The sequence below is a fragment of the Streptomyces sp. NPDC017246 genome (genome assembly GCF_044331325.1).
Taxonomy (GTDB): Bacteria; Actinomycetota; Actinomycetes; order Streptomycetales; family Streptomycetaceae; genus Streptomyces.
This window is the reverse complement of the sequence record NZ_JBIRMW010000004.1, coordinates 82,321-97,159: the sequence shown is the minus strand read 5'-3', so window position 1 is coordinate 97,159 and position 14,839 is coordinate 82,321. Positions and strand designations below refer to the sequence as shown.

Annotated in this window: 10 protein-coding genes; 5 read left to right on the top strand and 5 right to left on the bottom strand. The window is 72.5% G+C overall.

All coding sequences use genetic code 11. The annotated features are described in order from the left end of the window. Positions 1 to 12: 12 nt before the first annotated feature. The 3 genes from ACH4MY_RS11260 to ACH4MY_RS11250 form a co-directional block, all read right to left on the bottom strand. Positions 13 to 3,546 carry a hypothetical protein gene (locus ACH4MY_RS11260; RefSeq protein ID WP_398000804.1) on the bottom strand — a complete coding sequence of 1,178 codons (3,534 nt, stop codon included), beginning with the start codon at positions 3,544 to 3,546 and terminating at the stop codon, positions 13 to 15. Beyond that, on the bottom strand, positions 3,543 to 6,212 hold the full coding sequence (locus ACH4MY_RS11255; RefSeq protein ID WP_398000801.1) for a DUF6603 domain-containing protein: 2,670 nt from the start codon (positions 6,210 to 6,212) through the stop codon (positions 3,543 to 3,545). Before ACH4MY_RS11255 ends, ACH4MY_RS11260 begins: the two co-directional genes overlap by 4 nt. A 275-nt stretch (positions 6,213 to 6,487) precedes the next feature. Beyond that, entirely contained in the window at positions 6,488 to 7,048 is a 561-nt protein-coding gene (locus ACH4MY_RS11250; protein ID WP_398000798.1) for a hypothetical protein, read from the bottom strand. Positions 7,049 to 7,250: 202 nt separating this feature from the next. Here ACH4MY_RS11250 and ACH4MY_RS11245 point away from each other — a divergent pair, with 202 nt between their 5' ends. Then, entirely contained in the window at positions 7,251 to 9,587 is a 2,337-nt protein-coding gene (locus ACH4MY_RS11245) for an LPXTG cell wall anchor domain-containing protein (protein ID WP_398000796.1), read from the top strand. Positions 9,588 to 9,722: 135 nt separating this feature from the next. Here ACH4MY_RS11245 and ACH4MY_RS11240 read toward each other — a convergent pair whose 3' ends face one another. After that, entirely contained in the window at positions 9,723 to 11,090 is a 1,368-nt protein-coding gene (locus ACH4MY_RS11240; protein WP_398000793.1) for a pyridoxal phosphate-dependent decarboxylase family protein, read from the bottom strand. A gap of 118 nt (positions 11,091 to 11,208) precedes the next feature. Then, complete coding sequence (locus ACH4MY_RS11235) at positions 11,209 to 11,550, bottom strand: YkvA family protein (RefSeq protein ID WP_398000791.1); 342 nt, start codon at positions 11,548 to 11,550, stop codon at positions 11,209 to 11,211. A 187-nt stretch (positions 11,551 to 11,737) separates the two neighbouring features. On the opposite strand from ACH4MY_RS11235, the gene ACH4MY_RS11230 reads away from it, so the two are divergent. The 4 genes from ACH4MY_RS11230 (at position 11,738) to ACH4MY_RS11215 (ending at position 14,735) form a co-directional block, all read left to right on the top strand. Next, the gene (locus ACH4MY_RS11230) at positions 11,738 to 12,367 is read left to right on the top strand and encodes a hypothetical protein (protein WP_398000788.1); all 630 of its coding nucleotides are present in this window, start codon (positions 11,738 to 11,740) and stop codon (positions 12,365 to 12,367) included. Between the two features lie 251 nt (positions 12,368 to 12,618). Next, positions 12,619 to 13,167 carry a hypothetical protein gene (locus tag ACH4MY_RS11225; protein WP_398000785.1) on the top strand — a complete coding sequence of 183 codons (549 nt, stop codon included), beginning with the start codon at positions 12,619 to 12,621 and terminating at the stop codon, positions 13,165 to 13,167. A gap of 192 nt (positions 13,168 to 13,359) precedes the next feature. Then, entirely contained in the window at positions 13,360 to 14,055 is a 696-nt protein-coding gene (locus ACH4MY_RS11220; protein WP_398000782.1) for a DUF4230 domain-containing protein, read from the top strand. Between the two features lie 44 nt (positions 14,056 to 14,099). Further along, on the top strand, positions 14,100 to 14,735 hold the full coding sequence (locus ACH4MY_RS11215) for a VanZ family protein (RefSeq protein ID WP_398000779.1): 636 nt from the start codon (positions 14,100 to 14,102) through the stop codon (positions 14,733 to 14,735). The last annotated feature ends 104 nt before the right edge of the window (positions 14,736 to 14,839 follow it).

Below are 14,839 nucleotides of genomic sequence, written 5' to 3'. Positions count from 1 at the left end.
GTGTCGTTCTCCTCAGGGGGACAGGAGGCGCTCGGCCGGCAGGACGACCCTGACGGGTTGCTGGAAACACTGGCGGGCGGTCCCGGCGGCGCTCGCGCCCCACACGAGACCCTCGTGGGCGACGTTGGGCCGCAGGCCCCCCGGGGCGTGGGACGCGGCCAGATACGCCTCCTTGGAGTCGAAGAGATGACTCCAGTCGAGGTTGTTCCAGTCGTCCGCCGTGCTGGGGGTGCTGGGCGGCGGGGCGTAGGCGCGGCCCCAGATCCCGGGTGTCGGGGGGTCGGTGAGCGCGCCGTCGGGCACCTCGTCGAGCCCGAAGCGGGGCTCGGTGGGCTGCTCCGCGATCACGAAACACCAGGGTGAGGCGAGGAGTTCGGTCTTGGTGAGATCGAAACCGATCATGGCCGTGTCCGGATCCAGGCCGCCCCGGAAGATCGGATGACGGGCGGCGGCCTCGTTCGGCTCGGTGCCGAGCAGCGGAGCGGCGTAGATGATCGCACCGGGGTAGCGGCGCAGCAGCGCACTGCGCAGCAGCAGGACGACCCGGTCGGGCGGCGCCGTGAGATGCGCCCCCAGCGCCAGGTCGCGCTTCCACTGGTGCAGCGGCGGCAGATCCGTGCCGCGGCCCCAGAACGAGGCGAAGTACGTACCGCGCTGGTCGGTCGGGTACTCGCGCCAGCGGAGCTCGCGCGCGAACTCGTGGTTGGCACCGACCATGTACGCGGCGACGAACGGGGCGTTGGTGAGGGCGAGCACGGCCGTGTCGGCCGGAATGTGTTCGAGACCGGCGAAGACCCACTCGTTGGACTGAGCGGAGAGCGGCGGCCACATCGCGTCGGTGAAGACCGGCGCCCACTGCACCGGAACCTCCGGATCGGCGCCCGCGGGCCGCTCGACGAGGGTGTCGACCACGGCGGGCACGGTGACCGCCGGGTCCGTCAGATCCACGATCTTCTGCTGCGCCTGCTGAGCGGGGAACGTGTCCCGCGGCGGGATCTGCGGCGCCTGCGACGGCCCGAGCACCCGGTCGTGCGCCTGGACCACCATGTCCCTGACGTCCTCGGGGTGGGTGTCGAGCACGGCCGGGGCGGGCAGCAGATCGCCCTGCTTGCCCAGCGGGCCCGGGTGGGTGAAGAGGTCCAGGCCGAGGCCGCCGGTCTCGTGCCACGTGGCGACGAGGTTCTTGAGGCCCTCGGCCGTCCACGGCTCCTGCTCGGGACCGGGTCCCTCACCGGTGACCCGCAGCTCGCCGGAGCAGTCCGCCCACCAGAGCTCGGTGGTCGGCACGGCGTTGCACCAGTCCCAGCTGCCCGGGCAGCTGCCCCGGAACGTGCCGTGGTGGTCGGCGGACTGCCAGGTGCCGGTGAACACTCCGTCGGAGCTGATGTTCTCCGGGCTCCAGGAACCGGTGCACACACCGCGCCAGGTGCCCCGATCCGCACCGGACTCCCAGCTGCCGGTGTACAGGGCGACCCAGGTGGGGTCGCCGCCGTCCTGGCCGGGGCTGTTGCTCCAGGTGCCCTCGAAGTCGCCGTCCCACCGGCCCGACCGCCCGCGGCCCATGTCCCAGGTACCGGCGCACTTTCCCCGCCAGTGGCCCGCGGGCTCGCCGGCCTCCACCCCGTCCCAGAGCCCGTCGATCGCGCCGGTGAACCGGCCCGGGGCCGGGACGGCGTCGGCCGCGTCGGAGAACAGCCCGAGCCCGGCCGGGCCGCTGCGGCCGCTGGGGAAGACCAGATCGCCGTGCGGGGTGACCTTCGTCCGCGCCAGGAAGTCCTCGGGGACCCCGACCTCGGGCAGCGCCGAGAGCCGGAAGGCACGGTTGAGGGCGGCCGCGGCGAGCGGGCGGGTGGCGGCGAGCTGCTCGGAGGTGACCGTCCGCTGCACGGAGCGCCGGGCCGCCTCCACAGCCACCTGGCGCCAGGCGTCCGGCGCCCCGTCCTCGGGCTCGAACACCTTCCGTACCGCCGCGAGCCGCTCCGGGGCCACGACCTGCTCCGGCGCGACGGAGAAGGCCACCGCCCCGTCCGGATCGCGCCGGGGCACCGCCAGGCCGGTGGGAGACCCGGCGACGGAGGCGAGCACCGTGGCGAACGGCAGCTGAGGCGCGTTCACCGCCCGCCCGGCGATGAGGCCCACCCGCCGGCTGAGCACGCCCATCGGGCGCACCGCCCGGTGGAACTCCGTGGTGGCCATGGCGTTCGGCAGCAGACTGGTCCGGATCGTCGACCACAGCGTGGTGTCCGCCGTCAGCGCGAGACGGCTCTGCAGCGGCGTGGCCAGGCGCAGGACCTCGTCGGTGGAGAGCGGCCGGACGTGCCGCAGGTGCAGCCGGCCGCCGACCAGCCGGGCCAGCCGGGCCAGATCGAGCAGCCGGTTGGCGGCCCGTACATCGGCGAGCTGCCGCCACGCCGAGGCCATGAGCTGCTCCTGCTCGGCCTGTACGGCCCGGGCGCCGAGCCCGGCGGCGACCCGCCACCGGGGGTCGAGGTTCAGGGTGTCGAGCCAGCCGGACGACGCCGGGTCCGCCCCCTTCATCAGCGCGTGGAAGCCTCCGTACAGCGGAGGAAGGACGTCGGGGTCCTCGTCGCCCGTGCCGTCCGCCAGGGGCACCAGCGCCTTCGCGAGCCGCTGCTGCCAGCGGCCGCTCTGCTCGCCGACCGGCCACGGGTCGCTCGCCGGGGCGTTCGGGTCGCGCAGGGCGCTCTCCACGTCCTGGACGACCGGCCCTGGACCGGTCGCGAAGAGCCCGGGTCGGCTCACGTCGAGCGGCCGGCGGCCGGCGTGCGGCGGCAGCGGGCGGGCCCGCAGCCGGTCGGCCAGCGACTCGAAGTCGCCGCCCTCGCCGGTGGAGAACGTCCAGGAGAAGTAGACCGGCAGCTCGCACCGGGCCCCCGGAGTCCAGGAGGGTGCGAGATTCCCGCCGGCGGTGTCCTTGTTGAGCCCGGCCAGGCGTCCCACCTCGAAGGAGGGGACCACACAGGCGGTGTAGCCGGTGTGCGGCAGCAGCCGGCGGGGCGCGAGCAGCCGGGAGACCGACCGGCGGGGGTCGGTCTCGTGTCCGGGCAGCGTCTGGGCGTGGGCCCACAGGTGCCCCGTGGCCGGATCGGGCAGTTCGGTTCCGTCGACCCGCAGCACGGGCAGCGGGACACCCGGCTCCCGCTGCGGCCGGCCCGCCGCGAACGGCACGCAGACCAGGGCGAGCCAGGGCCGCAGGGCACCCGACGGCCCCGGAGCCAACGGCGTGAACAGCCACGGCAGTTCGGCCCGCTCGAACTCGACCATGGGGAACTTGGTGGTCTCCGCGTCCGGTGTGCCGGGCAGCGGGAAGAGCCGCACGATCTCCTTGGGGTCGACCGCCCGCACATCGCCCGGCCCGTACAGCTGCAGCGGCGGCACCGGCACCGGCTGCGCGGGACGGCCGTTCACCGACGCGGTGGCCGCGAGCGCGCCCCGTACGGGCAGGGTGCCGACCAGGTTGTCGGGGTCGGCGAGGGAGGCCGCGGCCCCGGCCCGCTCCCAGGACGCGAAGGTGTACGTGGTCATGGCCTCACCTCGTGTGCGGGCACGACCTGGTACAGCGAGGACCGGCCCGACACGGTCTTCAGCTGGGCGGTGGCCTCGGTGAAGGTGGCCGTCCGGCGGAAGCCGCCGGCCTCCTTGAGCGTGCCGGTGTCCACGATCGCGAACGTCCGGTCCTTCAGGACGCCCTTGATCGGCGGAGTCATGTACCGGCTGCGCAGTTCGTGCACGAGGCTGCGGCCGACGGCCCCCAAGGGCAGTGCGGCCGTCAGCGCGGCGTCGGAGATCTCCCAGCGCGCGCCCGGGGTGATGCCGGTGCCGCCGAGCCATTTGGTCTCGTACTCCACCGGCACCGAGTGGCGCGGGGCCGTCGCAGCGGCGGCGGGGGGCGTCAACTCGCTGCCCGAGCGCAGCCGTTCGAAGGCCGGCTGGGTCAGCTTCTCGTCGTCGGTGAGATCGAAGAAGTCGGCACGGGCGAAATCCTCCTCGACCGCCTTCACGTCGCCCGCCCCGGCGGAGAAACCGACCGTCACACCGAACGAGGTCGGAGCCGGGAGCCGCCCCGGCCCGAACCGGACCACCTTGGTGTCCAGCGGCACCGTGCGCTGGCTGAAGCGGATCCGGCCGAGCGGATGCAGCAGACGTCCCCCGACGGCATCGTCCGAACGCAGCGACACCATCGTGCGCGCCCCCTCCGGGAGAACCGGTTCCCAGCTCCGGGGGTCCTTCAGGGTCTGCTCCAGAAGCCGGGCGACGTCCGGGGGCGGCGGTGCCACGGCCGTGCCGGTGCAGTTCCAGCGCTCGTCGAAGGGGAAGCTGACGTCGAAGAAGAGGAAGGACATGCTGGCCCGGCCCGCGATCTGCCAGCAGGGCGTCGGACCCTCCACGTGCACGCGCAGCCCGAGCGAGCAGAGGGTCTCCCCGGCGAAGCGCAGCGCGAAGGAGCCGGCGAGGTCGAGCATGACCCCGAAGCTGGGCTCCCAGCGCACCAGGGCGTCGAAGGAGAGCCGCCCGGACACGCCGGTGCTTCGGGAACCGATGACGGCGGAGAGCTCGGCGCCCGCCTGGACGGTGCCGGGAGTGAGAGCGAAGTAGCCGGTGAAGACGATCCGCAGCAGCGAGCTGTCCGCGATCGGGATCGTGAGGCGCTTGGGCGTCGGGAAGCCCGGGGGCGGGGTGAACCGGGGGTGGAAGCCGCCGGCGCTCAGGATGAACGTCGCGTCCTGCCCGCTCTTCACACGCAGGGCGAGACCGCCCTCGATCGAGGAGGTGAGCAGCTTGGAACCGGCCAGGTTGGCATTGATCTCGACCAGCCCGTTCGCGGCGTCGACGACACCCGCGACCGAGGCCCGCAGATCGAGGATCGGAGCCTGCGGGGCGGGCAGCGCGACCCTGAGCCGGCCGAGGATGCCCACCACACCGCTGGGCAGCTCGAGCACCACACCGATGTCCGCGGTCAGGAAGGAGACCGGACGGCCCCAGCCGACGCGGAACATCGGACCCACGACCGTGCTTCCGGGCCGGGCGGGGAACACCGCGCCCAGCGAGGCCAGGATGCGCGGCGCCGCGGCGGCCGCGTCCGCGGGGAAGAGCAGATCGTCCAGATGCCCGGACTGGACGACCTCCGCGAGCCCCGTCCGGTCGAGCGCGCGACCGATGCCGAGAAGGCCACCGACGGCGTTCAGGGTGAAGGCCAGGCCCAGTTCGAAGGCCGGAGTGAACTCGGCGCTCATCGTGACGAGCACCGACACCGGCCGGGTGTCCAGGATGCCGAAGGCCCTTACCTCGACGACGCCGAGGCTCAGCGACAGCGCCCCGCGGTACTGGCCGTCCTGCTCGGCCAGGAACCCGCCGCCCCTGGCAGGCCCGATGGCGAGGGCGAGCCCGAGGCCCGTCGGCAGCACCGGGGCCACCGTGTAACCCGCGCCCGCCGGACGGACCTCGATGCCCGCGCCGTCGACCGTCGCGTCCGCGAGGCCGAGCAGGGACGCCCCGAAGGACACGTCGAGCCGCAGCCCGCCGTCCCGGGCGGACACGTACAGCGAGGGCGCGCGCAGCCCGGACGGCGACCCGCTCAGGGGGATCGCGATCCCCTTGCCCTTGCCGCCGCCCTCCAGGCGCAGTCCGTCCTTGCCGAGCGTGGCTCCCAGACGGCCCTTGAAGGCGAGGCCGCCGGGGACGAGGAGCTTCAGCAGCGCGTTGTCGGCGAGCGCGAAGTCGATGCCGTCGGCCCGGAAGGTCAGCGAGGCGGTGTCGGGCGCGGCGGTCGGCAGGGAGAGCACGAGGCTGATCCCGTCGCGCACCGACAGGCCGGGGACGAGGGGGAGCGCGCCGGTCAGGGTGAGGGAGAGGTCGATCTTCGGGGGCAGGGTCCCCGCGAGCGGATCCTGCACGGCCGTGGGGCCCGCCGTGAGGACGTTGTCGATGGCCAGCGTCCATGCCGGCGGGGTCTGCCGGGCGGCCACCCGCAGCAGGTCGACGAGGACCGGCCAGACGTCGCCCGGGGCCGCCGCGTGCGGCAGGGCGAACCGTACGAGCAGCGCGTCCACGGTCAGCGCGTCTCCCGGAAGTCCGAGCGCCTGGGCGAGGCGTTGCCTGCGGACGTCCTGGGGGAGGCCGGAGAGGAGCGGGAGCACCGGATCGAGCCCGGCGCGGAGTTCGGCCGCCAACTGGGGCAGGGGGCTTGCCATCAGCGGGCCGTGGGGAGACGGGGGACGTTCATCTGATCGGCACCGTTCTCCGCCCGCGGGTCACCGGGGGACGCTGGCGCCGGGGCGGATGGGGATCGGGAACGCCACGACGCTATCCCCGGCGGACGGCCGCCGCGCGCTCACGCACCGCCGGACGGCTCCGGTCCGGCAGGGATTTCACCCGACCAGCAGAGGCCTCGGTCCCCACCCGAGGCGCTCCGGTGCCGACGCGCCCCGTCGGAGGAAACGCCGCCGCCCGTGAAGGGCGTGGGGCATCACTCCGCAGTGCCCTCGTCCTCTTCCCGGTCGCCGCCGGGTTCGTAGTCGTCCAGTTCGCTCCGCAGCGAGGCGGGGCCGGAGGCGGGTCCCTCCCGGAGGAGGGTGAGGAAGTCGCTGAGGGGATGGTGCTGGGGACGGGCGTCGTAGTCGATGCCCTCGGGATCCCGGTACTCGTCCAGGCGCGCGAAGGGCACGATGACATAGGGGCGCCAAGACCAGGGGTGACTGTCGGCGGGGTCGGGGTCCATGCGCCAGCGGGTGCCGCGGGTGCGGTTGTGTACCTCGCCGACGTACCAGCAGGCGACCTGGACCAGCGGGGTGTGCTCGCGGACGAACAGGTCGTCGACGGATGTGACGTGCTCGCGGATCAGGGCTTCCACGCGGTCCAGGGAGCGTTCGCCGAAGTCCCATCCGCCGCCGTGGCGGCGGCTCCAGTCGTCGAAGCGGCTCTCCTGCTCGCCCAGCCACGCCGTGAGGCGGGGGTTGTCGGCGTGCGCCGTGTCGATGCGCTCGGCGACGGCATGCTCGTCCTCGTACTCCCAGATTTCATCACTCACAGCAGCTAAGCCTAGCTCGCGATGTAACGACAAGAATCTTCGATCTGCACGGATTTAACACACGCCGCACCGCTCAAACAGCATTGCGCCGGCAAAGTGAGGCCCTAGGATCGGACCGCTTGTGCGGCGCCCACATGAGCATCGGGGGCCCTGGCGCCGTACAGCCGGTATCGGACCCGTGGGGCTCCCGGGGGAAAGCACTGTGAAGCCAGCACGAATAGCGCGCCGCTGGCGTGCGCTCAGGAACAGCCTGCTAGCACTCGCCTGTGCCACCGTCATCACCGTCACCGGGCAGCCCGTCGGCGGGGTCGCCGACGCCGCGCCGGCGCCGAAGCTCAAGCCGGGCAAGCGCTGTGACCAGATGTACGGGGTGAAGAACGTGCCCACCGGTGGCCTGCCCCAGGGGGACGCCTCCCGCGCGGTCGACCGTTGGGACACCTACGACTACACCAACCCCGGCCTCCAGTTCGACGGACTCAACCCCACCCCGGCCGAGCTCAACGCGGCGGGCACCGACTACAAGAAGTACGACCACAGCGACCCGAGGCGCATCTACGCCCGGTTCAACGCGCAGAAGCGGTGGACCGACTTCGGCGACTACCTGAAGAAGGTCTACATCCCGAACCAGGGCTACGACGCCCGCGGCAAGGCCTTCATGACCAAGGTCGTGCGCGAGATGGGGCTGACCGGCCCCGACTGGATCTGCGAGAAGGAGTTCTACTTCACCGACCCCGACACCGGCGAACGCCACCTGCGCAGGCTGGACGCCTACAACAAGCGCACCCGGGAGATCGTCGAGGTCAAGTCCAACGGCAGCCCCGACGGCCGCGAGAAGCCCGCGGACCGGGCCTGGGCCAAGAACAGCGGCTGGCGCTCCTACAAGTACACCTACGTGTTCGCCGAGAACCAGACGCGCGACGCCAAGAACTTCATGAAGGAGCTCAAGGACAGCGCGGGCAAGGACACCCTCGGCCGCGACCGCGTCCGCTCCTACGACTACCAGTCCCACCACAAGGGTGTGCCGCCCAAGGGCACCGAGAACGGCCCGTACCGCGCCAACGGTACGACGATGTCGCCGGGCAACGGCAACTCCACCGGCTCCCGCGGCTCCGGCAACCAGATCATCAACCAGTCCCCGGCGAACCCGCAGACCCTCAAGGAACAGCTCGACCGGCTGGGCAGGACCGGCCAGCGCTCCTTGATGAACCGCGGCCTCGGGGGCATCGACTTCACCACCCTCGACCTCCGGTACATCGGCAAGGGCAAGGGCGGCAAGGGACTGGACTACGCGTTCTCCGCCAAGTCCGTGGAGGACGAGTACGCGGCCGGATGGGGAGGCCAGGAGAAGGGCAACCTGATCTCCGACGCCTTCTTCACCTGGCTCGCCCTGGACCCCTCCACGTTCTGGGTGAATCTCAACCCGGACGAGCCGAACCGCATCATCGACGCGAACTTCGGCAGGACCGACGCGGGCCGGGTGCTCCTGGAGGCCGACCTGGAGCTGAAGCACGACATCTTCAAGGCCATGGACCCGGAGACGGACGCGGGCCGCGACTTCATGAACGCCCTGCCCAAGCGGAACGGATTCCCCTGCTGGGCCGGATTCCGCTACTGGATCGAGCCGGAGACCGCGGTCGTGCGTGAGCAGGACGGCGGCATCCACATCCTCGACACCCCGCTGAAGCTGTCCACGGTGCCGCAGGAGACCACCACCCAGCCGCCCGGCGGCAAGGGCTGCGACCTCACCGAGGCGGAGACGCAGCAGTCCGACCGCGTACTCGACCGCTACATCACCCCGCTGGTCGCCGAGAAGGTCAACAACGGCGACTACTACGCCGACCTGCGCCGCGTCTACACCGCCCGCGTCGCCGCCGAGTGGGTTCGGCAGAACGCCGCCGACATGCCCACCGAGTACCGCAAGATCATCAACAGCAACGACGTGAAGCGCTGGCAGCTGCGCGCCCCCCACCAGGACTGGACCGGCAGGCAGGTCTGGGAGCGCTACTACAAGGCCTTCACCGAAGGCACCTTCAAGTACAAGTGGTCCAACGGCGAGGACGTCTACGTCTACACCGTGGGCGGGGTCGACTTCTCCAAGCAGCCCAAGGCCAACATGAACCCGGTGCGATTCCGCACCGAGCAGCGCTACAAGCCCCGCACGGTCGGCTACGCCGTCGACACGCTCGCCGACGATCCGAACAAGCAGGGCTATCTGATGTTCGGCGGGAACAGCGCCGGCCACTCCGAGAGCGGCACCCCCAGCCCCACCCCCACCCCCACGGACACCGGAGAGCCGACCCCGACCCCGACCGCCACCACTACGGGGAACCCGGGCCCGACCCCGTCGGATCCTGCCCCCACGGGCAGCCAGTCCCCCGGGGCCACCACCCCGCCCGGTCCGAAGGACCCCGACGGCGACCTCGCCGACACCGGCAGCAGCGCCCCCGTCGGCCTGATCGGCGGTATCGCGGCCGCCGCGATCGTCGCGGGCGGCGCACTCGTCTGGTGGCGCCGCCGCCGGTCGAACACCGGGAGCTGACCGCTGACCGGCTGACCGGCTGACCGCACCACGAGAGCAGGAGAGGGGCCTTTCCCGTACCAGGGGAGGGCCCCTCTCGCGCACTCCCGGGTCCGGCCCCGCGCGGGGGAAGAACCCTCCCGGGCGCGTCCGCCGTCAGGCACCCGCCGCGGCACGCCGGATCGCGTCGAGTGTGCGCTCCACGTCGTCGTCGGTGGTCGACCAGTTGCTGACCGAGATCCGCATGACACGCCTCCCGTGCCAGGTGGACCCGCTGATCCACGCCGTGCCGTCGTCGAGCAGCCGGGCGAGTACCCGGTCCGTCCGCTCGTCGCCGCCGAACTCGGCGCAGACCTGCGTGAACGCGACATCGTTGAGAACCGTAGCGCCCTCGATCCCGTCGATGCCGGCGGCGAACACGGAGGCATGACGGCACAGCCGCTCGACGAGCTCGCCGACGCCTGTACGGCCGAGGGACCTGAGCGCGGCCCACACGGTGAAGGCCCTGCCGCGGCGCGAGAGCTCGGGCACCTTGTCGATGGGGTCGCCGTGCTCGTGCTGGATGAGGTAGTCGCCACGCTGGCCCATCGCCGCCCGGAGCGCGGAGCCGTCGCGCACGATCGCGAGCCCGCAGTCGTAGGGGACATTGAGCGTCTTGTGGGCGTCCGTCGCCCAGGAGTCCGCGTCCGCGCAGCCCACCGTCAGACGGTCGTAGCGGGGTGAGACGGCCGCCCACAGCCCGAACGCGCCGTCGACGTGGACCCAGGCGCCCGCCTCGCGCGCGGCACGCACGCACTCGACGAAGGGATCGAAGGCGCCGGAATGGATGTCGCCGGCCTGGAGGATCACGACGGTGGGGAGCCGCCCGCCGACCGCCAGCGCCTTCCGCAGCGCGTCGGGCTCCATGCGCCCTTGATCGTCCGCCTTCACCAGGCCGGGCCTGCCGAGCCCGAGGTAGCGCAGCGCCATGTCGATGGCCATGTGCCGGGACTCGCCTGCGACGACACGCACCGGCGGGCCACCCTGGAGACCCTCGCGCGCGACATCCCGGCCCGCGCGCCGCAGCACCGCGTCACGCGCCGCGCAGAGGCACGTGAAGTTCGCCATCGTCGCACCCGTGGTGAAACCGACGGAGCTGTCCCCGGGCAGGCCGAGCAGATCGAGCAACCAGGCGCCGGCGATCTCCTCGGCCGCCGTGTACGCGGGGGAGGCGGCGCGCATCACACAGTTCTGGTCCCAGGCGCTGACCAGCCAGTCAGTGGCCAGCGCGGCGGGTTCGGTGCCGCCGACGACGAACCCGTAGAAGCGGCCGCCGGGGAAGGCGGTGAGCCCCGGCTCACAGGCCGTGGCCAGCAGATCGACGACGTCGGAGGGCTCGCTGGGCCCGTCGGGCAGCGCGGCGCCGAGCGCGCGCACGATCTCGTCGACCGAAGCGCGGGCGGGAACCGGGCGGTCGGACAGACTCGCCAGCCACGAGAGAGCATGGCCGTACGCCTGCCGGAGCGCGGCCTCACGCGCCTCCATACCTCGGACTATGCGACGGGTGCCATCACCGCGCAAGCCCGGGCCGGGGCGAGGGTACGCGCGCAGGCCGAGGCCGGGGCGTGGGTACGCGCGCGGTCCGCGGCGCGGTCACACGCCGTCACTGAGGGGGCGGCACCCTCGCCGGAGCCCTGCGCGGGACCTCCGGGGCCGTGGGAGCCCCCTTGAGGCCCGTCCCGCTCCTGGAGGCCGCCGCGTGCAGCGCCCGCAGGGCGACCAGGAGCACGCCGATGTCGTCCAGGTAGACCGGGTCCGGGATCAGGTCGATCGGCGAGACCGTGTAGATCACCGCTGCCCAGAACAGAGCCTTGGACTGCAAGGGGACACCGGCGTCCGTCAGCAGTCTCCGAGCCCGGAAGACACGTACGAGCAGAACGGCCGCGAATCCCGCGATCACGAGCACGAGAACCGCGACCACGACGAGCCAGACGGTGCTGTCCATGCTGCCCTCCTACCCCGTAACGTCCCGGCCGCGCCGATTGTCCGCGGAAATGCCAAGGCTACGACGCCGCACGGGCGACACCGACGTGCTTCGGGTTTGACCGCCCGAGAAGCGGCAAGCCGAACGACAGGCGCCCAGCAAGCAGCGACGAACAGCAAGCCAGGAGTCATCACCCAGGAAGGCAGCCATGTCGACCCTGACCGCAGTTCTCATCATCGCGGCGATGGTCGCCGCGCTACTGGCGGCCGGTGTCCTGCTCAAGGTCCGCAAGGGCACGGGCAGCGGCACGAGCTCCCTCAAGCGGCGCTTCGGCCCCGAGTACGACCGCACCCTCCAGAGGTACGGCGGCGACAGCGAGTCCGCCCACCGCGACCTGCGCGAGCGGGTCGAGCGGCACGGCGGCATCCGCCCGCTGCCGCTGGCGACGGCGGCCCGCGAGCACTACACCGCTCAGTGGACCATGATCCAGGAGCGCTTCGTCGACGCGCCGCGGCAGGCCGTCGCCGACGCCGACGAGCTCCTCTGCCGGATCGCCGCGACCCGGGGATTCCCGGATCCGGATCGGCGCGAGGAACAGCTCGCCGCTCTGTCGGTGCACCATCCGCACCATGTGGAGGGCATGCGCACCCTGGGCCGTGCGGCGCACTCCGAGTCCGCCTCCACCGAGGAACTGCGGGAGGCGCTGGTTCGGGCACGTGCCCTGTTCGAGGACCTGACGGCGGCCGGAAGCCCGACCGGAGACGAGGCCGCCCGAACACGCCCGGTGCCCGGGCGACACCACAAGCATCTCCTCAAGCCGAAGGGAAGTGGCGTCTGATGGCGCGCGAGAACCGGGACAGGCGGCCGGCGGACGGGTCCGACGGAGAGACGCGGCGCGCATCCGCGCCCCCGAGCGCGGCGGGCGGTGCCCACGGACCGGTACCCGCCGGAAGCGGGCGAGCCCCTTCGGCGGCCGTACCCGCCCAGCGCACCGGTAGTCCCACGACACCGTCCACCACGACACCGTCCACCGCACCGCCGCCCGTCCCGCCCGCGCCCACCCCGGCTCCGCCCCTCCCGCCTCCGGTGATGCCGCCGCCCCAGTCCGCCGTCCCGTCCGAGGACCCCAGCGCCACGGGCCGGAGCGGCGGGAGCCGCACCCACGCTCCCGCCCCGACCCCCGCCGCGCCGCGCGGACGGGACACGACGGACAGCCCGGGCGACGGCCACGCTTCCGGCGACGGCCGCGGTCCGGGCCACGGAGGCCGCGACCAGCGCGACGTCAGCGGTGTGGGCGGCCCCGGGTCCGGCACGGGTACGGAGCACGGGCCCGCCCCCGACGGCGGAGGCCCGGCCGGACAGCTGCTCGGCGACGACGAGCGCGACCTTCTCGGACAGCGCCTGCACCAGGCCCTCGCGGGGTTCGTCGACTCGCCCCAGGACTCGGTCGCCGAGGCGGCCGAGGTCCTCGCCGCGGTGGAGCAGCAGCTCATCGCCTCCCTGAGGGACCGCCGCACCGCGTTGCGGGCCGGCTGGCAGGAGAACGGCGACCCGGCGGGGCCGGGCCCCGACACCGAGCAGCTCCGGCTCACCCTGCGGACCTACCGCGAGGTGACGGAACGGCTGCTCCGGGCGTGACCCGGCACCACCCACCGCAGAGCACAGAAGCCCCCGGATTCCCGGGGGGCTTCTGTCGTGCCGGACCGAGGCGTGGGAGCGCTCTCGCGCTCGGCTCCGCCGCGTCGGGCTTCATCTGCCCCTGCAGTCGCAACCCGTCACAGAACCAGGTGAGTTGAGACTGTCGACCCGGTCTCGGGGCACCAGCAATCCATGCGACAAGACACAGAAGACCCGCCTCGGCGCAGAGCGCCGATTCGTGAAAGGGCCCCGCGCAGGTGGCCTGCCGCCGCCCTCGTGCTCGTCGTGCTCGCCGTACTGTCCCTGATCCTCTTCCTCCTGGGGCGGTTCCTCCATGTCCCGGGACTGGACGACGTGTTCGGCGTCGACACGAAGGACCGTTCCGGCCCGGCGGTGCTGAAGTCCATCCAGGACATGCACCGGTACGAGGGCGCCGTCGGGAACTACCAGGTCGTGGTCGACCTGGAGAACGACGCCCGGCTCCTGCCCGACTCGATCCGCGGCACGCGGACGCTCTTCGTCGCGAGCGGCAGCGTGGCCGCGTACGTCGACTTCGGCGGCATCGGCCAGGGCAGCGTGACCGTCGACGAGGAGCGCAGCACGGCCACCCTCCGCCTGCCGCACGCGCGGCTCGCCGAGCCGGCCGTGGACCCCGAGCGCTCCTACACCGTCTCGAAGCAGCGCGGCCTGATCGACCGCCTGGGGGACCTGTTCTCCGACAACCCGGCCGACGAGCGCGCCGTCCACGTCCTCGCCGCCGACCGCATCGGCGACGCGGCCGAGGAGAGCGATCTGACGCTGCGCGCCGAGAAGAACACCACGTCGATGCTCCAAGGCCTGCTCCGAGCCCTCGGATTCGAACAGGTCACCGTCGCGTACGCGGCATAGCCGGAACTCACAGTCTTCCTCGAGAACAACGGAGTTGGGGTCCCATGACGTCCCGCATCGGATGGAGCCGCGCCACGACCGAGCGGCAGCGGAAGCGCAAGCAGGAGCAGGAACAGGAGCGGGAGGAGAAGCAGGAGCAGAAGCGGAAGGAGGAGCAGAGGCGGAGAGAGGAGGAGAGACAGAGGGAGAAGGCTCCCAAAGCGGGTCCCGGACGCTGGATCCGCGTCGGCGTCACCGTGCTGGCCCTCGCGGCGATGGTGGTCTTCGGTGTCGTCCTCGCCCGGCTGACCCTCCAGCCGTCGCCGGCCTCGGAGCTGCTCACCCACACCAACCTCCGGCCCGGGGACTCGATCCGCGCCTACCTCGGGCAGCCCGCCTTCCGGGACACCGTCAAGCAGCTCGGCGGCAACGTCCTTCTGGGCGTGCCGTTCGGCCTGCTGCTGCCGGTCGTGTCCCCCCGTACCCGTGGGTTCGTACGGATCGCCCTGCTGACGGTGGCGACGATGCTCCTGGTCGAACTGGTCCAGGGGGCCCTGATCACCGGGCGCGCCTTCGACATCGACGACGTGCTGCTCAACACCGCGGGCGCGCTGCTCGGCTACGCCCTGGTGGGGCGCCGCCTGAGCAGGGCGGTGTATCCGCGGCGTCGGCGCCGATGGTGGTCGCGGAGCCGGACCTGACCAAGGGAGGCGCCGGGCCTGATGACGAGAGGCGCCGGACCTGATGAAGAGAGGGACAGGCGATCCCGTTCCTGCCGCGGCGCGCTGCCGGTACGGTTGGCGCG

What these genes read in the sequence shown, in the direction of transcription:
- ACH4MY_RS11235 (WP_398000791.1), bottom strand. Translation starts at nt 11,550, where the DNA reads ATGGACAGCACCGTCTGGCTCGTCGTGGTCGCGGTTCTCGTGCTCGTG.
- ACH4MY_RS11240 (WP_398000793.1), bottom strand. Translation starts at nt 11,090, where the DNA reads ATGGAGGCGCGTGAGGCCGCGCTCCGGCAGGCGTACGGCCATGCTCTC.
- ACH4MY_RS11220 (WP_398000782.1), top strand. Translation starts at nt 13,360, where the DNA reads ATGCGACAAGACACAGAAGACCCGCCTCGGCGCAGAGCGCCGATTCGT.
- ACH4MY_RS11255 (WP_398000801.1), bottom strand. Translation starts at nt 6,212, where the DNA reads ATGGCAAGCCCCCTGCCCCAGTTGGCGGCCGAACTCCGCGCCGGGCTC.
- ACH4MY_RS11230 (WP_398000788.1), top strand. Translation starts at nt 11,738, where the DNA reads ATGTCGACCCTGACCGCAGTTCTCATCATCGCGGCGATGGTCGCCGCG.
- ACH4MY_RS11215 (WP_398000779.1), top strand. Translation starts at nt 14,100, where the DNA reads ATGACGTCCCGCATCGGATGGAGCCGCGCCACGACCGAGCGGCAGCGG.
- ACH4MY_RS11225 (WP_398000785.1), top strand. Translation starts at nt 12,619, where the DNA reads ATGCCGCCGCCCCAGTCCGCCGTCCCGTCCGAGGACCCCAGCGCCACG.
- ACH4MY_RS11260 (WP_398000804.1), bottom strand. Translation starts at nt 3,546, where the DNA reads ATGACCACGTACACCTTCGCGTCCTGGGAGCGGGCCGGGGCCGCGGCC.